Annotated in this window: 18 protein-coding genes; 10 read left to right on the plus strand and 8 right to left on the minus strand. The window is 63.4% G+C overall.

The window, feature by feature from the left end; all coding sequences use genetic code 11:
• The first annotated feature begins 195 nt into the window (after window positions 1-195).
• From VNH11_05345 to VNH11_05355, 3 genes are read left to right on the plus strand one after another with little or no spacing between them, the layout of a single operon-like run.
• Window positions 196-438, plus strand: a complete 243-nt coding sequence (locus tag VNH11_05345; GenBank protein HVA45794.1) for a hypothetical protein — start codon at window positions 196-198, stop codon at window positions 436-438.
• Window positions 435-929: an EVE domain-containing protein gene (locus VNH11_05350; GenBank protein HVA45795.1), complete on the plus strand. Its 495-nt coding sequence runs from the start codon at window positions 435-437 to the stop codon at window positions 927-929. The genes VNH11_05345 and VNH11_05350 overlap by 4 nt, the downstream gene beginning before the upstream one ends.
• A 1-nt stretch (window position 930) precedes the next feature.
• Window positions 931-1,965, plus strand: coding sequence for a YhdH/YhfP family quinone oxidoreductase (locus tag VNH11_05355; GenBank protein HVA45796.1), 1,035 nt, complete (start codon window positions 931-933; stop codon window positions 1,963-1,965).
• A gap of 50 nt (window positions 1,966-2,015) precedes the next feature.
• On the opposite strand, the gene VNH11_05360 is transcribed toward VNH11_05355, so the two are convergent.
• From VNH11_05360 to VNH11_05370, 3 genes are all read right to left on the minus strand, one after another.
• Window positions 2,016-2,642, minus strand: a complete 627-nt coding sequence (locus tag VNH11_05360; protein HVA45797.1) for an RloB family protein — start codon at window positions 2,640-2,642, stop codon at window positions 2,016-2,018.
• Window positions 2,643-2,648: 6 nt separating this feature from the next.
• A complete protein-coding gene (locus VNH11_05365; protein HVA45798.1) occupies window positions 2,649-3,923 on the minus strand; it encodes an ATP-binding protein in 1,275 nt (424 codons plus the stop codon).
• Window positions 3,924-4,144: 221 nt separating this feature from the next.
• Window positions 4,145-5,176: a DUF933 domain-containing protein gene (locus tag VNH11_05370; GenBank protein ID HVA45799.1), complete on the minus strand. Its 1,032-nt coding sequence runs from the start codon at window positions 5,174-5,176 to the stop codon at window positions 4,145-4,147.
• 186 nt (window positions 5,177-5,362) lie between these two features.
• Here VNH11_05370 and VNH11_05375 point away from each other — a divergent pair, with 186 nt between their 5' ends.
• Complete coding sequence (locus tag VNH11_05375) at window positions 5,363-5,641, plus strand: hypothetical protein (GenBank protein ID HVA45800.1); 279 nt, start codon at window positions 5,363-5,365, stop codon at window positions 5,639-5,641.
• An 83-nt stretch (window positions 5,642-5,724) separates the two neighbouring features.
• The gene (locus VNH11_05380; protein HVA45801.1) at window positions 5,725-6,150 is read left to right on the plus strand and encodes a hypothetical protein; all 426 of its coding nucleotides are present in this window, start codon (window positions 5,725-5,727) and stop codon (window positions 6,148-6,150) included.
• On the opposite strand, the gene VNH11_05385 is transcribed toward VNH11_05380, so the two are convergent.
• From VNH11_05385 to VNH11_05395, 3 genes are read right to left on the minus strand one after another with little or no spacing between them, the layout of a single operon-like run.
• Complete coding sequence (locus VNH11_05385) at window positions 6,147-9,200, minus strand: FG-GAP-like repeat-containing protein (GenBank protein HVA45802.1); 3,054 nt, start codon at window positions 9,198-9,200, stop codon at window positions 6,147-6,149. The two genes, VNH11_05380 and VNH11_05385, sit on opposite strands and share 4 nt — an antisense overlap.
• Entirely contained in the window at window positions 9,197-9,679 is a 483-nt protein-coding gene (locus VNH11_05390) for a carboxypeptidase-like regulatory domain-containing protein (protein ID HVA45803.1), read from the minus strand. Before VNH11_05390 ends, VNH11_05385 begins: the two co-directional genes overlap by 4 nt.
• A 15-nt stretch (window positions 9,680-9,694) precedes the next feature.
• On the minus strand, window positions 9,695-10,837 hold the full coding sequence (locus VNH11_05395) for a DUF1559 domain-containing protein (GenBank protein HVA45804.1): 1,143 nt from the start codon (window positions 10,835-10,837) through the stop codon (window positions 9,695-9,697).
• A 544-nt stretch (window positions 10,838-11,381) separates the two neighbouring features.
• On the opposite strand from VNH11_05395, the gene VNH11_05400 reads away from it, so the two are divergent.
• The 4 genes from VNH11_05400 to VNH11_05415 all read left to right on the plus strand — a co-directional run bounded on the left by VNH11_05400 (window position 11,382) and on the right by VNH11_05415 (window position 16,243).
• Complete coding sequence (locus VNH11_05400; GenBank protein HVA45805.1) at window positions 11,382-12,608, plus strand: hypothetical protein; 1,227 nt, start codon at window positions 11,382-11,384, stop codon at window positions 12,606-12,608.
• A gap of 122 nt (window positions 12,609-12,730) precedes the next feature.
• Window positions 12,731-13,705, plus strand: a complete 975-nt coding sequence (locus VNH11_05405) for a substrate-binding domain-containing protein (GenBank protein HVA45806.1) — start codon at window positions 12,731-12,733, stop codon at window positions 13,703-13,705.
• Window positions 13,702-15,189, plus strand: coding sequence for a sugar ABC transporter ATP-binding protein (locus VNH11_05410; protein ID HVA45807.1), 1,488 nt, complete (start codon window positions 13,702-13,704; stop codon window positions 15,187-15,189). The genes VNH11_05405 and VNH11_05410 overlap by 4 nt, the downstream gene beginning before the upstream one ends.
• Window positions 15,190-15,238: 49 nt before the next feature.
• Window positions 15,239-16,243 carry an ABC transporter permease gene (locus VNH11_05415; GenBank protein HVA45808.1) on the plus strand — a complete coding sequence of 335 codons (1,005 nt, stop codon included), beginning with the start codon at window positions 15,239-15,241 and terminating at the stop codon, window positions 16,241-16,243.
• A 5-nt stretch (window positions 16,244-16,248) separates the two neighbouring features.
• Here VNH11_05415 and VNH11_05420 read toward each other — a convergent pair whose 3' ends face one another.
• The gene (locus VNH11_05420) at window positions 16,249-16,563 is read right to left on the minus strand and encodes a scaffolding protein (protein ID HVA45809.1); all 315 of its coding nucleotides are present in this window, start codon (window positions 16,561-16,563) and stop codon (window positions 16,249-16,251) included.
• Between the two features lie 307 nt (window positions 16,564-16,870).
• Between VNH11_05420 and lpxA the strand changes: the two genes are divergently transcribed.
• Complete coding sequence (lpxA, locus tag VNH11_05425) at window positions 16,871-17,716, plus strand: acyl-ACP--UDP-N-acetylglucosamine O-acyltransferase (protein ID HVA45810.1); 846 nt, start codon at window positions 16,871-16,873, stop codon at window positions 17,714-17,716.
• A gap of 74 nt (window positions 17,717-17,790) precedes the next feature.
• Here the strand turns inward: lpxA and VNH11_05430 are convergent, their stop codons facing one another.
• Window positions 17,791-18,912, minus strand: a complete 1,122-nt coding sequence (locus tag VNH11_05430; protein ID HVA45811.1) for a bile acid:sodium symporter — start codon at window positions 18,910-18,912, stop codon at window positions 17,791-17,793.
• Between the last annotated feature and the right edge of the window lie 175 nt (window positions 18,913-19,087).

Consider the following 19,087-nt stretch of genomic DNA (forward strand, 5'->3'; position numbering starts at 1 on the left):
GCGTAGGATGGGACCAGCGAGCTTGCGAGCGCCGGCCCACCGATAGCGACGTCGTTTACGGTGGGCCGGCGCTCGCAAGCTCGCTGGCCCCACCAACGATTGACCTCGAAGACGAAAGCGCGTCAATGCGATGACCTGTTGCAGATCATTTCTACTTTGGTTCGAGGAGGCCAAGCCATAGAGCAGCAGACCAAGATGGCCGTCCAGGGGTTGCCATCCGAACCGCTCTACACCGGGCGGCCTCATTACTGCGTCTCGGCGTTCGGCCCCTCCCCGCGGTCGCACGTGTGGTTGGCGTTGGACGACGACCACCTTTACGTCGATCGTTGGGCCAGCAGCGACTTGACGGCCGAAACCGTTGTGAGTTTCCCCGATTGGCGATCGGGCGACGTGATGTCGCGCCGCTTCACAATACCCTGCCGCGTTCGAGCAACATGAAATACTGGCTGTTGAAAACGGAGCCGGAGTCGTTTTCGATTCAGGATTTGGCCGCCGCGCCCAACCGCACGACCTGCTGGGACGGCGTCCGCAATTACCAGGCGCGCAATTTCATGCGCGACGAGATGCAGGTGGGCGATCGAGTGTTGTTCTACCACTCCAACGCCAATCCACCGGCCATCGCGGGCACGGCCATCGTGGTACGCGAAGCCTGTCCCGATCCTACGGCCTGGAAGCGGGGCGATGCGCACTTCGACCCGAAGGCTTCGCCCGACAACCCGATTTGGCAAATGGTCGACATCCAGCTCGACGAGATTTTTCCCGCGCCGCTGTCCCTCGACGCGCTGCGAAAGGTCCCGGCCCTGAAAGGAATGGAGCTGTTGCGGCGCGGCTCGCGGCTCTCCGTGCAGCCGGTCAAGAAAAGCGAGTTCGACGCGGTGCTGAAACTGGCGAAGGGGGACGAGGGTATTGGCCGCCCGAAAAGCTGCTAAAATGTCCGACGTCAACCTCACTCCCGAAACCGACCACGCCGTGCCCCCGCAAACATTTCGCTGCTACTTCGTCACCAAAGAGGGCAAAGAAACCCGCGGCCAGCTTGCCGAGCGGCCCTTGTCGGACTTGCCCGACGGCGATGTGACGGTCCGCGTCGCTTACTCCTCGCTGAACTACAAAGACGCGCTTTCCGCGACCGGGCATCCGGGCGTGACGCGAAAGTTTCCGCACGTGCCGGGCATCGACGCGGCCGGCACGGTGGTCGAAAGCCGCTCGCCCGACTGGAAACGGGGCGACGAAGTCCTCGTCACCGGCTACGACCTGGGACAAAACACCTGGGGCGGATTCGCCCAATACATCCGCGTGCCGGCAGACTGGGTCGTGCGGCGGCCGCACGCGCTGACTGCCCGTGAGAGCATGATTCTGGGCACGGCGGGATTCACCGCGGCGCTCTGCCTGTCGTCGCTCGTCGAGCGCCACGTCGAACCCGACGGCGGCGAAGTGGTCGTCAGCGGCGCCTCGGGCGGCGTGGGCAGTGTGGCCGTGGCCCTGTCGGCGAAAGCCGGCTTTCGTACGGTGGCCTCGACCGGCAAAGCCTCGGCCCACGATCTGCTTCGCCGGCTCGGCGCCGCCCAAATCATCTCGCGGCAGGAAGTCGACGACGCCAGCGACAAGCCGCTGCTGCCGCCCCGCTGGTCCGCCGCCGTCGATACGGTCGGCGGCCGCACGCTCACCACGCTGGTCCGCTCGCTGGTGCCGGGCGGCTGCGTTACGGCATGCGGGTTGGTGGGCGGCACCGAGCTGCCGTTGACGGTCTACCCCTTCATCCTGCGGGGCGTGGACCTCGTGGGCATCGATTCGGTCGAGTGCCGCTATGCCCGGCGCGTGCAGATCTGGCAAAAGCTGGCCGGCGACTGGAAGCTCGACGATCTCGAATCGCTGGCCACGGAGGTCGGCCTGGACGATTTGCCGCCGCAGATCGAGCGGATTCTGCACGGGCAAGTCACCGGACGCGTGATTGTGAATGTTGGATGATGGCAAGCGTAGGGTGGGGTGGGTCCCGGCTCGCCGGGAGCCGGATAAGCTTATAATACGCCGATCTGCTCCGTCAGTTGATAGACGCTAGTCGTTGGATTACGACCTGCGTCATTATCCGCAGTTGCCTGTTCGTCCATCCGTCGAGCGCGACCAGCGGCGGTCTGATACCCATCAGCATACGTCGTGAACTCAACGCGCTTGTCGTAATCAGGCACAAACTTTTCAAGCATGTCCTTCATCACGTGGCGGTTTTGCATTCCGGGGTTCTCCCTGAAGTGCAGCAACAACCAAAGCTCGAAACATGGGTTGGAGATTGCTAGTTCGATGCCATTATCGCGCGCCATTTCCTTGGCTTCCCCGACGTTCGGATGATCGTCGATGTCGAAGACGCACCACACTGAATCATAAGCTAGGTTGGGATCTCGCTGACGGTCTGATTCATCAGCAGCAGCCTTCTTCCTCTCTTTGGCAACCCGCACCAAACTGCGCGGAACTCCCGTTTCCGGTGCGATTTCAATGTCAACCCGCGGATTGTGAACATGCCTCTTGTAACCGTCGATGTACTGTGGCTCCGTGTTTTTGCCCTCGCAAACAACCAGGATAACTGGCTTTGGGTTACGGAACGGAGGACGTCTGGCTGGTTTGCGGTCGCGATTTCTCCGAGATTGGCTCATTGAGCGTTACTCCCGCCAAATGGACCAGTTGCCGAGAAACGGGATCGCCCCATAACGACCCTGAAGATAGCCGCGCTCGATGTTTTCGCCCTTTCTTGGCTGGTAGTCTGTTAGTGGATAAAGCTCGCTTCCGCCTTCTGGTGACTTTTCAGTTAGCCACACCTGATCGCGACGAAGGGCTGGCTCGCCGAGGGTTGAACCCAGTAGATTTGTGTCATGCGTAGTGCAAATCAACTGGGCATTACGGTGGTTCTTAGCTGGGTCGTTAAACTGCAGCACAATTTGCCGTGCTAAGGATGGGTGCAGGCTTCGTTCAAGTTCGTCCACCACCAAAACGCCGCCAGACCGAAATGCCTGAATGATCGGCCATGCAATGTGGAAGAGAGCCTGTGTACCACGCGATTCCTCGCGCAACTCAAGCCACGCATCGTCGAAACCGCATTCATGCTTGAGCGCAAAATTTGGGCTACTGCGACGACGCTCGTCTTCAGTCTTGAGAACTCGCAGATCGAGGATCCCTATGTCCGCGTCACGCAACATCGCACGAAACTGGTCCAGGAGGCGCGAAGAGTCCTCATCGGTGACCGCCCGACCGCCATCCTCCGCATTAGTCTCCAGAAGCCTAGCAACCTCGAACTCGCTTGACCAAGGGAAGCCGTAAACAGGAAGGCGCCTGCTAGCGGAAAAGAGGTTAACAGGACGGATAGAGGCAAACCATGAAAAGACGGGCTGAAGTTGCGCATGTCGGTGCTGAACTGCTGCTGAGAGGAAAAGTGCGTTTGGCCTGGTGACTTCTGCAATCAGCTTGTTTTCGCCACCAAGGTTTTCACCAAAGTGAAAGTCCTGGCCCTCCCGATGGAACCATTCCTGTTTTTTCCCTTTAGGCCATGCCCAAAGCCATTCCTCAGTGAACGCCGCGTCTGTGGCCTGGAATCCATACTGATAGCGGACACCATCTATGATAATCGTCGCCTCGTAAACTGACGGATCGGAGTGCTTTGGCCCCCAAGCGAATTGATCGCGAGGCACAACTTCTTCCGAGGACCATAGGCGGTGCGATGCCACGACCGCCTCGCGCATGAAACTCATTGCTGAAAGAACATTGCTCTTGCCGCTGGCATTGGCACCGTAGATGACCGCCACCGTCAACAGCTTATTGGCCGAACCTGCCACTTCCCTTGGCCGCATGTCTGCGTCATCACCAATCCGGCCAGCCTCCATCGTGAGCACCTGCTCGTCGCGCAGGGACCGATGGTTCTCAGCTCGAAATTCGACCAGCATCGCAGCTCTCCTCTCGGTCAATATACGATATCCAACGCAATGTGCAAGAAACGTGCGGAAATCGACACAAAATCACCGTCCGTGGGCCATTTACGGGCAAATTCCGCGCGAAAACCGCTCATGCAACGCCGACTTTCTGCGCAAAACGCCCACGTGCCAAAAAAAGAGGGCCGGAATCGGGGGTTTTTGGGCAAAGCCAATTGCTGGGCCACCGGCCCACCCTACACGCTGAATTTGATATTCAGAATGTCGCCGTCGCGGACCACGTAATCCTTCGGCTCCTGCCGCACGAGGTGCGCGGCCTTCACCTCCCGCTCGCTGCCCAGACGCACCAGGTCGTCGACCTGCATCGTTTCGGCCCGAATGAACCCACGGGCAAGGTCGCTGTGGATGTTGTCGGCCGCTTCCAGCGCCGTGCCGCCTTGCCGCAGCATCCAGGTGCGGACTTCCTTTTCGCCTGCGGTGAAATAGAGCATTTGCCCTGAAGCGTCGAGAAGGGCCCGCAACACCTCGTCGCGCCGCGAACCGGCCAGGCCAAGCTCCCGCTCGAACTCCGCCCGATCGGCCGGCTCCATCCGCTGCAGCTCGCGCTCCAGGCCCACGCGCACCGCCATCATCCGCGGCCCGCCGGCGGTGGCCGAGCGGTCGAAACGGGCGGCGTCGAGATCGTCGTCGGCCGTGTTGACGATCACCAGCATCGGCTTTTCCCACATCAGGCGAAAGCTGCGCGTGGCCCGCGCGTCTTCTTCGCTCATTTTGTCGCTCGTCAGCGGCGTGCCGGCTTCGAGCGCCGCCAGCACGCGCTCCAGGGCCGCCAGCTCGACCAGCTCCTGGTCGCGGTTGGGCCGCGGCTTCTTGACGCTCTCGCGCAGCCGGCCGACGCGGCCCGAAACGATCTCCATGTCGGCCAGCAGCAGGTCTTCGCGAAAGCTGGCCAGATCGGTCAGCGGACCGCTGCCGCCGAAGGCCGCCACCACCAGCACCAAGCAGCCCGCCTCGCGGATCAGCGCCAGCCGGGCGGCGTTGCCCTCGTGCGTGCGGCTGAGGCCGGGCGTATCGACCAGTTCCAGCGAGGCCAACGTGACCTTTTTCGGCTGATAGATGTGGCACAGCAACTCGACTCGCGGTTCGGGCACGACCGCCATCGCGCTTTGCCCGGTATGCGCCAGGGCCGGATCGGCCGGCACGCCGGTGAGCCACTCGAAAAGCGTCGTCTTGCCCGACCCTTGATATCCAACCAAACCAATCTTCATAGCTTCCTTGTATTCGCGTGTGTTGAATCTCGTGCCACGTTCGGTCCATTCTACCGGAACCCGGCCGGCGCGGCGATTGGCGGACTTACACTTGATTTTCAGCGACGCCCATCCGATAATTAGATTACTTCTTACCCGGCTGACCCGCCGCAAGGCCTCAGTCGGGTTATTTTTTTAATTCAACGTATGCCAACCGAACCCGCTGTCAAGCGCGCCATCGCCTTCATTGATGGTCAGAACCTGTTCCATAACATCAGGAGCGTATTCGGATACCCATTTTCGAATTACGACGTCCAGAAGTTAGCCAATGCAGTTTGCGCGCCTCGCGGCTGGACGCTGCACCGAGTTCAGTTCTACACCGGCGTTCCTAATGCGGCAGACAACGCCTTCTGGCACGGCTTTTGGTCAAACAAGCTGGCCACCGGCCGAAACCGTAGGAAAAGCCTTGCGCTTCTGCTAGGATGATCGCCGCAACTTCGTTTTGCACGGCCACATGCAAAGGAGGCGAAATGGCGAACCAGACCGCATGGGACGAAGAACAAGAACTGTTGCAGACGCTCGCCAAGGTGGAAGCGTTGTTTGCCGACACCGGCTTTGCCGGCGAGCGCACCGCGGCGGCCGGCGCGATCGAGCGCATCCGCGAGCGGCTCCGCCGCCTGCAGGCCGACGACCGGCCGGAAGAATTCCGCTTTTCGCTGAACGATCCCTGGTCGCGCAAGCTGTTCATGGCGCTGTTGCGGCGCTATGGCATCAACCCTTACCGCTATTCCGGACAGCGCCGCACCACGGTCATGGCCCGCGTGCCGAAACCCTTCGTCGACGAAACGCTCTGGCCGGAGTTCAACCAGCTCAACTCCGAATTGGCTCGTTACCTGAATGCGGTCACCGATCGCGTGATCAAGGCCGCGATTTTCGCCGACGACTCCGACGCCGAGACCCGCGCCGCCCCGCCCGCGCTCAGCGGCGGTTCCTAGCTGCTTTTCAAGTTGAAGTCATATCCGTCGCTCTTCCCCTTTTCGACGTTTGCCGACAGGTCGCTGGTACCCGTCTTAGAAACGCTTGCCGCCGGCACGACGGTGACCTCGGCTGAACCCTCGACCAGAATCAATTCCTGGTCCACGTCGAGATCGCGGAATTGCTGATGGATTCCCGACGGCCAAGCAATCTCCAACTTGTCGACGCGTCTGGCCTCGCCCAGCCCGAACACCAACTGCCGTTGGTTGCTCGCCTGGTAGCCGTCGCCGGCGTTCAGCCACTGGGTCTGTCGGCGCCGGCCGATTTCAACGTGGACGACCGCTCCGATTGCATCGCGGCCCGATCGCACGCCGCGAAGCTGCACGGCCAGAAAATGGCCGGCCCCTGGCGTTCGGTTTGTCACCAAGGCAATGGGCGCTTCCAACGACGAAACCGCGAAATCCTCCCGCCCATCGCGATTGAAGTCGAGGCGGGCCAGACTGCGGCCGAAACACTTTTGCTGAAAGTAAGCTCCCAACGAGTCACTCGTCAGCTCTTCGAAGCGACCTCTTCCCAGATTGCGAAAATACTGCGGCCGCATGGCGTTGGAGACGCCCGGCGACGAAAACTCGTGAACGTGGCCGTTGGCGACCACCAGATCGGGCAGACCATCGAGTTCAGCATCGATAAACTGCGTTCCGAAACCCAACATCGCGAAGCTCGGCTCGCGCAGTCCGGCGGGTCCGGTAGCATCGGTGAACGACTCGCCGTCGAGCTGCACGTACAGCGTGCTCGACTCCTCCTGGAAATTGGTGACCAACAGGTCGATCTTTCCGTCGCCGTTGACATCGCCGGCGGCAACGCCCATCGAGGCCAACGTCCTTCCCTCGCCGTCGTAGGCCAGCCCCGACAGCAGCCCGCGCTCTTCGAACGCGGGCTTTTTGCCACCGGCCGGCGTGCGGTTGAGAAAATAGAAATTGGCGTCTTGATCGTTGGCCACGAAGATGCTCAGCCGGCCGGTGGCGTCGAAATCGGCCGCGACGATTCCCAGGCCGTTTCCGCCCGCGACGCGCACCCCCGCCGTTTCCGTCGCGTCGAGAAAGCGGCCGTCGCCTTGATTGACGTACAATCGGTCGGGGGCCGGCTCGAACGCGCTCGGCCGGCAAGTCCCTGGCACTCCGTTGGTGGAACAGATCCGCTCAAAGACATCGGGGGCTTGCACATAGTTCACGTCGTACAGGTCCGGCAGCCCGTCGCCGCTGAAGTCGGCCAGCGCGCAACTGGTGGTCCAGCTCCCATCACGAATGCCGGCCGCTTCGGTAACGTCGTCGAACGTTCCGTCGCCGTGGTTCACATAGAGCCGGTTGGCGCCGATATTGGCCACGTAGAGGTCCGGAAAACCGTCGTTATTGAAGTCGCCCACCGTCGCTCCACCGCTGAACCGCTCATCGCCGAGCCGGGCGGGCAGCGTCACTTGCTCGAATCGCCCGCTTCCCAGGTTACGGTCCAGACAATCGAGGAACTCCGTCTGGCCCGGCCGCGGAGGCCAGCGGCAACCCTGCGTGAAGTAGAGGTCGGGCCAACCGTCCAGATCATAGTCGATGACTGCGATGCCGCCACCGAACGCCTGGAACATGCGCATGCGCGGCGACGTTCCTTCGCGCCCGCAGAAATACGCGAAATCGATTCCGGCCCGGCCGGCCACGTCCTCAAATCGTGGGGCTGCGCCACTCGGCGCCCACGGCGCAGCGGCCGTTTCTGGAACACGCGAATGGATTTCCGGGAGCGGATAATTCGATAAATCGAGCTGCACGCCCGGATCGACCGCCGCGAACGTCGGCGGCAGCGAGTCGTCCAGCAGCGGTTCGATGCGCGCCAACGCCTGGCGCGGCCAGGCCGCTTCGGGGGCGACCGAGAGCGCGATTTGGTTCCAACCCCAAGCCTCCCAGAATCGCCCCAAGAGCTCCGACTGGCGGGCAGCGTGCAAGAGTTGCACCTGGTCATTGGGTCGTTCGTTCAACGATTCGAGCGTCGACGAAAACTCGGCCAGCGCGGCGGCGCGCCGGCCCAGGGCCTCGGCCGATGGCGAATCGCCGAGCGCGTGGAGCACCTGCGACAACTGAAGCGTCGCCGAATGGTGGTTGGGGTCGCGACGCAGCGCTTCCCAAAACGAGCGGGCCGCCACCTCTTTTTGGCCGCGCCGCATGGCCCAGCTCCCCCGCACGGCCCAAACATCAGGGTGCAGCTCCGCCTCGGCGGGCAGATCGGCCTGCCAGCGAACGAGATCATCGTCGTTCGGTCGCTCCAGAAGCACCCGCCCGAGCAGCGCGTGCGCCTCGACATAGGGGGCCTGCGCGATTACCCGCCGCAACAAGTCGATCGCCTTCGCGTACTGCTTCTTGCGCAGTGCAATCCGTGCCAGGCCGATCAGCGGCGCCGGATCGTCCGGATCGGCGGTGCGGAACCTGGCCAGCTCGGCGGGCGATTCCACGCCAACGGCGTGCTCGCCGGCGAGGAGCAAGACGTCGAGCGAATAGCGACGCTGCCGCAACAGCTCGTAAAGGTGCCGCAACGATTCGAAGCGGCGCCCCTCCACGGCAAGCAGGTGGGCCAGACGATCGTGCGCCGTCACGCGCCGCCGGTCGATTTCCAAGGCCGCGCGATACTTGGCCTCCGCGTTGGAGGCGTGGTCCAAATCGAGCCAGATGCTTCCCGCCGCGCACAGAGCCGCGACGGAGTCGTCGCCGGCAGCCGCGCCGACTCGATCGTAATAGCCCAGCGCGTCGGAGAAATGCTCTTGTTGGCCGGCCGCTTCCGCCGCCAACAGCAAGGCGTTGGCCGATTGCGGCGCGTCGGCCGCGATCTGTCCGCAGAGTTTCTCGACCGCCGCGTACTGCTTGCGATCCATCGCCTGGCGCGCCGACTCCAACAATCGCGCGGGCGACGGCGCGCGTTGCCACACATGCCAGCCAATCGTGCCCGCCAAGGCCACCAAAACGATCGGCAACGCCTTTTCCAGCGGCCGGCGCTGTTGTCGTTTCTTTTGCACCATCCGCGCGAAGCAGATCAACCGCTCTTCAAGTCGAAATTGTAGCCCTCCGCCTTTCCATTCTCGATGCTCGTCGTCAGGTCGGTGGTGTCGATGGCCGTGTACTTGTCCGGGACCATCTCCTTCACTCCGCCCGAGGCGCGCAACTGCTCCATATCCATACCTTCCTCGAGCTTGAGGGGCTGGCCGGTCGCATTGACCTGCTTGCTGACCGTAACTTTATAGTTGCCGGGGATCGTTCCCTTTTGTCCCATCGAGACCAGCTCATAATGCCCCTGCGCGTCGGTCGTCGCGCCACTGCTGTAGAAGCCTTCGGGAGGCGTTCCCTGGAAAGCAAACGCGATCACGGCGTCGGCGAGCGGTTGCCCGTCGAGCGTAACCGTGCCCGAGGCGGGCACCAAGTCCAACTGCGGGCCTTTCTTCTGCTTGCCGCAACCGGCCAAGCCGACTGCCAGCAGCGCCAACGAAAGCCAGCGCATCGAGGAAACAAAAACGCTCATGTTTGTCCTTCGTCGTCAAAAGTTGGTGATCTGACGGCCGTCATTGATTCGATTCAACCATACGAATACGGCATAATAGTCGACGTCGTCACGGATGAATTTGACGGAACCGTCGACAAAGACGAACTGAGCTCCGTCGGGATGATGGCTCCCGAACTGCCAGGCATATTGCAGGCGCCGGCCCGCTCCCAACGATTGGTCGAAGTTGATCGATGAATAAGCGATATCGGTGAGGCCGGTCCAAGTGAATACTTGACCATTTGACCCCTTGTACGAGAGCGTGGTCATCGTGCTGTTCGGCCAGGTCGGCGGTCCGCCCGACAGGGTCGTCCGGCCGTGACAACAGGTGTGGACGCCGGCGCCCCAATACGGCCCGAAAGACGTCGACGTCTTGCCGCTGCTGCCTTGCGTCGACTCTCCCACGGCAATCGTGTTGCTGGTGCCGTCCTTGATCATTTGGATGGTGGCCGCGCCGTCGTTGCCGAACACGCCGATGTGCCAAAAATACGGGTTGCCGGCGCCGTTCCAGTTTCCGCTCCCCGCGTTCGACACGTAGTTGTAGTAATCGCGGCTGTAGTCGGTCATTTCCGCGGTGCTGAACAGATAGTTGCCGCGGGCAACGCTGTTCGCTTCGTAGAAATTGGCCGTATTATTCGGGCCGTTGATCTCAATGGGAGGCGGCGACTGGTCCGACGGGCAACTGTAAACCGCCAATTGTTTGCTATAGACGTTCTGGTTCGTGGCGCTGGTCGTATAGCCGTTGGCGATGGGCAGGCCGTAGGGGCTGGAGATGCTCGATGGTGCGTTGAAGTTATACTGAGCGTACGCGCCCCCTTGCTCCAGTTGCTGTAGCATCAGGACGAACCCGGTGGTGTTGTAAACCGGATAAGGCCAGGGTGTCAGGACGGGCTGAGTGGTCACTTGTTTTCCGCTGTTGAAGCGGCCGTTGCCCAAGATCGCCGGCGGAAAGACCCTGATCGTGTCGTGATAATTCTGCAAGGCCAGGCCGATTTGCTTGAGATTGTTGTTGCATTGCGTGCGGCGCGCCGCCTCGCGGGCGGCCTGCACCGCCGGCAGCAACAGCGCGATCAGAATGCCGATAATCGCAATGACCACCAACAACTCAACCAGCGTGAAACCGCGTCGGACACGAGACATAATTCATTCTCCATTTCGAACATGAGGGGAGGCGCGCCACCGGATCCAAGTCCGGCCGCGGCCAGTAAAAAGAAAAGGTCTGGTGCGTGCATGAAGCCCCAGCAATTGGGCATGGTGATAAAAGAGCCACCTCCCTTCGAGCGAAGGGGCAAGGCAACGAACGCGATCGCCGAACGGCATGTCTGGTTCATCGAACGTAGGCTCTCTAGCGCCGCGGCAAACCGCGACAAGAAAGGAATCGCCTTTAAGGTGCCCGGTCCATCAGCAAACCGATCGACCGAGCAATGCCGCCTACTCTGTAACGATGGCCGTAGTCTACCGATTGGATTACAGGTTGGCAAGGATCTCTATTTCGGATTCGCAACACGGCCTTCCGAAGAATTGGTCCGACTGCCATTCCGCGCGATCGACGAGCCGGACGGTCCCGGCAAGCCCGGCGCTTCCCAATGCGCCGCGGCGCCTCTATAATCGGGCGCTTTCTCCAGTTTTCCCCTGCGGTGGCAAAGGCCGCCGCCGGTTCCAAACCGCCTGATCCTCCATTTGCATGACTGACCATCCATCGAGCCACTGGGATTTTCTGGCCGAAGAACTGGGGGCCGACGCGGCCCCGCGTCCCCCGAAACCCGCCGCGCCGCCACCGGCGCCGGCACCGGCGGTCAAAAAGAAGCCGCCGGCCCAGCCCGCCGCCCCCAAGCCCCAGAGCAATTGGGAAGACGTGGCTGCCGTGCTGGGAGTCGACGTGCCGCCGCGTCCGCCCAAGCCCGCACCGCCGCCGAAGCCGCCCAAGGCCGTCAAGCCGGTGCCGGAAATATCCGGCGCAGGTGAAATTCCGCCGCCCGCACCCGAGACGCCGCGCCGCGACGTCGCCCGACGCGAAGGCGGACGGCATGAAGGCGCGCGCGGCGGCGGTGGCCGTGAAAGAGGCGGCCGGCGCGAACAGCGCGGCCACCGCGAGCACGGCGAACGTCGTCCGCGACGAGAAGAATGCGAACCGGGCCCGCGCAGCGCCCCGGAGCATGAGCGGTTCGGCGACCTGCCCGCCGACGAACTGCTGGCCGACGAAATGGTGTCGGCTGATTTCGTCGACGATCTGGTCGAGGCGGAAGACCAGATGGAAAGCGACTCGCGGGCGGGCGAAGCCGGCACGACCAGACGGTCGGACGACGAAGGTCCGCGCCGTGGACGACGGCGACGGCGCCGCGGCGGACGACGCACGCGAGAATCGTCCGAATCCGCACGACCGGGCGAGTCTCGGGCGTTCGATGACGAAGAGCGGACGCCCGAAAGCGAACATATCGAAGAAATCGTCGACGCCATCGAAGCCTCGCCGATCGCCGAGCCCGATGAACGCGAGCCGCTGGAAGAGGCGGTGGCGGCCGAAGACATGGGTTCGGCGGAGAGTGACGAGCGGCGGCGGGGCAAGCGGCGCCGGCGGCGACGCGGCCGACGAAGCGACTCGGAGCGGGCCGCCGGCCACGAGGCTCCGCGGCATGCCGAGGCGGAGGCGGAGCCGTTCGAGGCCCGCGACGACGAGGCCGACGAAGCCGACGACGAAGCCGACGACGAAGCCGACGAGGAGGCCGATCTGGATGTGGACGAGGAAGGTGACGGGCACGACCTGCGTCCCAGCCATCGCGCCATTCCGAGTTGGGAAGAGGCGATCGGCGTGATCGTGTCGGGCAATATGGAGGCCCGCGCCAAGAATCCGCACGCCGGCGGACCGCCGCGCGGCAGAGGTCGCGGCCCACGCGGACGCGGGAGACGGCCATGAGAGTGCGATGCGAACCGGAGGATGGCCTTCCGAGGCCGTCCGATCGCATACGTGATGGCCTAGGAATCCCGGCGCGCCGGGACTCCGCACACCGAAGGCCCGCGGTAGCGTTCGCTGCTCTCGTGCTGGCGCTTGCCGCCGGCTGCAACGGAACGGCGGAGCAACCTGCCTCGAACCAGCCCCTCGCCGCCAAAAACCAGTCGCTCCGCATCGCCGTCATTCCCAAAGGCACCACCCACGAGTTCTGGCACTCGGTCCACGCCGGCGCCGAGCAAGCGGCCCAGGAAGCGGGCAACGTCGAAATTATCTGGAAGGCGGCGCTGAAGGAAGACGAGCGAGAGCAACAAATCAACCTGGTCGACGATTTCGTGGTGCAGCACGTCGATGGCATCTGCCTGGCCCCGCTCGATTCGCAGGCGCTCGTCGCTCCCGTGCAGGCCGCCAAGCAGGCCGGCATTCCGACGATCATTTTCGACAGCAACTTGGACGACGCCGATTCGCCCGTCAGCTATGTGGCCACCGACAACTATCATAGCGGCGTGCTGGCGGCCGAGCGGTTGGCCGAAGTTCTGCAGAGCGCGGGCGACGTGATCTTGATGCGTTACAATCCGGGGAGCGAGAGCACGCTGGAACGCGAAGAAGGTTTTTTGGCCACGCTCAAGGAGAAGTACCCCAAGATCAACGTGCTGTCGTCGAACCAGTACGCCGGCACCACGCCCGAACAGGCACTCGACAACTGCCAGCAGATGCTGCTGAAATACCGCGACGAGGTCGACGGCGTGTTCACGGTCTGCGAGCCGAACAGCACCGGCATGCTGGGCGCGCTCGACAACGCGGGCCTGGCGGGCAAAGTGCATTTTATCGCCTTCGATCCCAATGCCCGACTCATTGAGGCCATGGCCGACGGCAAGATCGACGGCATCGTGGTGCAGGATCCCGTGAACATGGGCTACCTGGCCATGAAGGCGATGCTCGACCATCTCCAAGGCAAGCCGGTGGAGCGCACGATCAACACCGGCGAACACATGGCCACGCCGGAAAACATGCACACGCCGCAAATGGAAAAGCTGCTGCACCCGGTGAAGGTCGGCGAATGACCCCTCCATCGCTGTTGCAAATGCGGGGCATCAGCAAGCGGTTCGGCGCCACGCAGGCGCTGGGCAACGTCGATTTGGAGGTCCACGCGGGCGAGGTGCTGGCCCTGATCGGCGAGAACGGGGCCGGCAAGAGTACGCTGATGAAGGTCCTTTCCGGCGCCCTTGCGGCCGACGCGGGCCAAATGGAACTGGCCGGCCGGCCGTTCGCCCCCCACGGTCCGCACCAGGCGCGGCTGGCCGGGGTGGCCATGATCTATCAAGAGTTGAACCTGGCGCCCGACTTGTCGGTGGAAGACAACATCATGCTCGGCCAGGACGAGCACCGCCTGGGCTGGCTGCGCCGCGCGTCCGAGCGGCGCCGCGTCCGGCAGGCGCTCGAAATGCTCGGCCATCCGGAACTGCGGCCCGAAACGCCGGTGCGGCAGCTCTCGGTGGGCGCGCAGCAGTTGGCGGAGATCGCCCGTGCCCTGGTCTTCGACGCCAAGGTCGTCGTCTTCGACGAGCCGACCAGCTCCCTGACGCAGCACGACGCCGAGCACCTGTTCGGCGTCATCCGCAAGCTGAAAGCGTCGGGGATGGCGGTCGTCTATATCAGCCATTTTCTGGAAGAGATTCGCGCCGTCGCCGACCGCTACACTGTGTTGCGCGACGGGCACACGGTGGCCGCCGGCCGCCTGGCCGACGTTACCGAGCCGGAGATCGTGGCCTTGATGGTCGGCCGCAACGTCGACGAGCTTTTTCCGTCGGTGCCGCACCAGCCGGGCGAAGCGCTGCTGACCGTGGCGGGCCTGACCGGACGCGCCATTCCCCTGGATGTGGAGCTAAGCGTCCGCCGCGGCGAAATCTTCGGACTGGCGGGGCTGGTGGGCGCGGGCCGGACCGAGCTCTTGCGGTGCCTGCTGGCGCTCGACCCGGTGCGCAGCGGCAGCGTGAGCATCGCGGGCAACTTCCCACGCCCGACTCCCCATGCCCGCATCAACGCGGGACTCGGTCTGGTGTCGGAGGACCGCAAGGGCGAGGGACTGGCGCAGGACCTGGGCATTGCCGACAACCTGACGCTCAGTCGCCTGTCCGCCTACAGCCGCTTCGGTTGGCTCAGTCTCCGTCGCCGTCGCGCGGAGGTCGAGCGGTGGATGTCGCGGTTGGCGATCAAGGCCCGGCGCGCCGAGCAGCCGGTGCGCGAGCTGAGCGGCGGCAATCAGCAAAAGATCGCCCTGGCCCGCGTTCTGCACCAACAGGCCGATCTGCTGCTCCTGGACGAGCCGACGCGCGGCATCGACGTGGCTACCAAAGCGGAGATTTACCGGCTGATGGGCGACCTGGCCGCTCAAGGAAAGGCGATTCTGTTCGTCAGCTCCTACCTGCCGGAGCTGCTGGCGGTTTGCGACCGCGTGGGCGTGATGGCCCGCGGACGTCTGCGCGAAGTGCGGCCCGTGGCGCAGTGGTCCGAAGAGTCGATCATGGCCTGCGCGGTGGCGCCGTAACCTTGCCACTCGCTTGTAGCGGCATTGTTCGCTTGCTACTGTGGACTGCATGTTCAAGCGGCTCTCAAACAAGCTAGGCCCGCTCTTGGCCTTGCTGCTGGTGGTGGTGCTGTTCGCCGGACTCGATCGCTGGAAGAACGGCGACAAGTCGAAGTTCTTCTCGCTCGATAATCTGCAACAGCTTTCCGTGCGCGCCACGCCCGTGGCGGTCGCCGCGCTGGGCATGACCGTCATCATCATCGCCGGCGGCATCGATCTCTCGGCCGGAACCGCGGTCGCCCTGTGCGCCACGGCGCTGGCCTACTGCTTGCGCGCAGGTTACAGTCCCGTCGTCGCCGTCGCGGCCTCGATCGCCGCGGGCACGCTGGCGGGCATGGTCAACGGAATCCTCATCGCCGGACTGCGCGTCGTCCCCTTCATCGTCACCTTGGGATCGATGATGATCTATCTGGGCGTGGGCAAGCTGATTGCCAATGAGACGACGATCCACCTCGCTCCCAAACTCGTCCCAGCCTTGCTCAGCCGCACGGGACTGGTGAATCCCTTCCCCAAGCCGGTGTGGCTGGTGACCAACGTCGTGCCGAACTTTGCCAGCGGCGTCTGGCTGGCCGTCGGGCTGGCCGCGGCACTGGCCCTCGTGCTGCGCTACACGGTCTTCGGACGCTATGTGTTCGCGCTGGGGTCGAATGAATCGACCGCCCGGCTGTGCGGCATCAACGTGCCACTGATGAAGGTCGCGGTTTACGCGCTGTCTGGGACGTTCGTGGGCATCGCCGGACTCTATCAGTTTTCGCGTCTCTCGGTGGGTAATCCTACTTCGGGCATCGGCATGGAACTGCGGGTGATCGCGGCCGTGGTCATCGGCGGCGGCAGCCTGAATGGCGGCCGCGGTTCGCTTTTGGGCACCTTGGCCGGCGCGGTGATGATGGAGACGATTCAGAGCGGCTGCACCCAGATGGGGTGGCGCAGCGCGTATCAGGACATCGTCATCGGCGCCATCATCATCGTGGCGGTCGCCGTCGATCAGTTGCGGCAGAACCTGGTCCGCTCGTAAGGTCGTCAATGCCCCTGCATCATCCGGGCACGGGCCATGGCTTCTTCCGCTTCGGGAATGCGGCCGGCGCGCTGAAAGGTGACGCTCAGCGCCGTGAAGCTGAAGGCGTCCTTCGGCTCCAGCTCGCAGACCCGGAGGGCGTGCTGGATCGCCTCGTCGTGGCGGCGGATCCGGCCGTAAATCACGGCCAGGGCCGAATGGGCCAGCGCATAGCGCTCATCCAGCGCCAGCAGCTCCTCCAATTTCTTGGCCGTCGCCTCCAAATCTCCGCTATCCTTAAGTCGCTCTGCTTCGCTATAAAGCTCTTCGTTCGTGGGCACGTCGTGTCTCCTCCTTATCCAAACTGAGTAATCTATCGAATTTGCTCCCGTTAGTGTAGCAGCCCTCGGCGGCGGGCGACGAGGGTCGGCCCATTTTGCCCGGTCCGCCGGTTTAGGTCGGCGGGAGCGGTGAAAGCGGCAAGTTCGGTTGAATTGATTGTGACGCCCGGCCGATAGACAAACTTGGAAGTCGCCTCGCCGCCGGACCGGCGCCGCGGCGACTTCGCCTCGCTAACCCGCGCGAGGGAACCTGTGGGTTCAAGGCCGTTGTGGCAGCCGGGACAGCCTCTGGTGTGAGGTGCTTGCGGTGCATATTCATCCCCTGGCCGTGATCGATCCGACGGCGGAAATCGGTCGCGACGTTGCCATCGGTCCCTTCTCGGTCGTGGAGGGAGGCGTCGTCATCGGCGACGAGTGCGTGCTGGAAAGCCATGTGGTGGTGAAGCGGGGCACGACCCTCGGCCCCAAGAACCACGTCTGCGAAGGCGCGGTGCTCGGTGGTCTGCCGCAACACCTGCGGACGCCCCCCCGCATCGGCACGCTGGCCATCGGCCCCAACAACACCATCCGCGAGCATTGCACGATCCACCGCGCCCTGCACGAGCACAACGTGACGGTGGTTGGCTCCAACAACCTGCTGATGGCGGGCGTACACATCGCCCACGACTGCCAGGTGGGCAGCAACACGATTTTCGCCAACAACTCGATGCTGGCCGGGCACGTGCTGGTGGAAGACCGGGCTTACATCTCCGGCAGCGTGGCCGTACACCAGTTTTGCCGCGTGGGCGGCTATGCCATGGTGGGCGGCCTGGCCCGCGTCGTCAAAGACGTGCCGCCCTATGTGACGATCGACGGCAACAGCGGCTTTGTGGTCGGTTTGAACACCGTGGGTCTGCGTCGCAACGGCCTCAGCAACGACGACATCGGCCAGCTCAAGGCGGCCTATCGCTTGATTTATCGCAGCGGCTTGCGTTGGCAGCAGATTCTCGACCGTCTGCGGAGCGAGTACTCAACCGGTCCCGCCAGTCACTTCGCCCAGTTTTTCGAGGGCAGCACGCGGGGCATCGTGGCCGAGCGCCGCATTCCGCCCGCCACCACGCTCAAGTTGCCGGACGAGGCGGATGGCCGCGATCTGCGGATGAAGGCGGGATGATGGCAGGCCACGAATATCGCGGACCGGCGGCCACCGCCGGTCCACTCGTAGTCGTCGGCGAGCAGGCAAGCGGTTCATCGTGTCACCGCTGCCGATGGCCGAGAACCCGCCGCCGGGAGCAGCGCTGCTGGGTCCGCGGGCGCCTCGGGGCGCTCGCGCAGAACGAGCCGGTCGACTCCGCCAGCGACCAGGTGCTGCACGAGGTTGTAAAAGATGATGGGCAGCATCGCCTGGGGATGATCGGCCAGCGCCATCGAGGCCAGCACCAGGCCGGTGCCGTTGTTGTTCATGCCTAGGCCGAACATCAGCGACGTTTGTTCGCCAGGTCCGACTCGGAGCAAGCGAGAGATCGCCCAGCCTGCGGAAAACGCGACGCTGCAAAGTCCCATGGCGATGACGAGCATCACGGCCAAAAAATCGTAATCGGGGTGGCCGACCGCCTGGGGCAGCGAGATTGAGGCGTTCGAGTAGATCAGCAGGAACAACACCAGGAAGTTGCCGAGCTTCAGGTAGGGCTTGGCTGCCAGCACGCGAGCTTTGCCGAGCAGCAGGTGCAAAACAATGCCCAGGATCGACGGCAGGATGACGCTGACGGCCAGGAAGGCGTTGGTGCCGCCCGAAGCCAGCTCGTGCAGATCTTCGGAATAATCGCCGGTGGTCATCAGGCCCACGGCGTGCAAAGCCACCGGGGTCGCCAATGGGCTCAGCAGGGTCGAGAAGAGCACCAGGCCCAGGCTAAGGGCCATGTTGCCGTTGGCGTTCTGCGACCAGGCGGTGGAAGAGCCGGCGATCGGCATGGAAGCGACAAGCGCCAGCCCGACGAGGATGTTCTGCACCTCGTCGGCATTATGCCACAGCCGCATCACCTGGGTGACGCAGAAGATGAAGGCGATGGGGATCAGCAGGTTGGCGGCGAGTCCGCTCAACAGCGTCAACGGCTTTTGAAAGAGCTTTGTCAACTGGCTCGGCTCGACGCCGAGGCCGGCGTTGAGCAGCAGGAAGGACAGCATCAACATGCTCAGCGAAATGCGCGTGGGGCCGCCGCCTCCGAGCGCGAGTTGGCCCACCGAGACATCGCGCAACCAGAGCCCAAGCGCGGGAAAGAACGTCGCCACGGCATACGAGCCGATGAGAAACCAAAGAAAGTTTCGGTGAACGAAATGCGCTACGCGGCCGCCAAAGCTGTGGTCGCTCATGTTTTCCTCTCTCGTTCGTGGCCGGGACAAAGACTGCTCCCTTGCGTGATAATCGCTCTGGCCCGCGATGGCAACCCCGGTTCAGGGTCCCACGCGATGCGGCTCTCCGTGGTTTCCAGTCCGGCCTTGAACCCGGCGGCGTTCGCAGCTATTCTCTTTATTTAGAGTTCGAGAG

This window comes from Pirellulales bacterium, from assembly GCA_035533075.1.
In the GTDB taxonomy this organism is placed as follows: Bacteria; Planctomycetota; Planctomycetia; order Pirellulales; family JAICIG01; genus DASSFG01.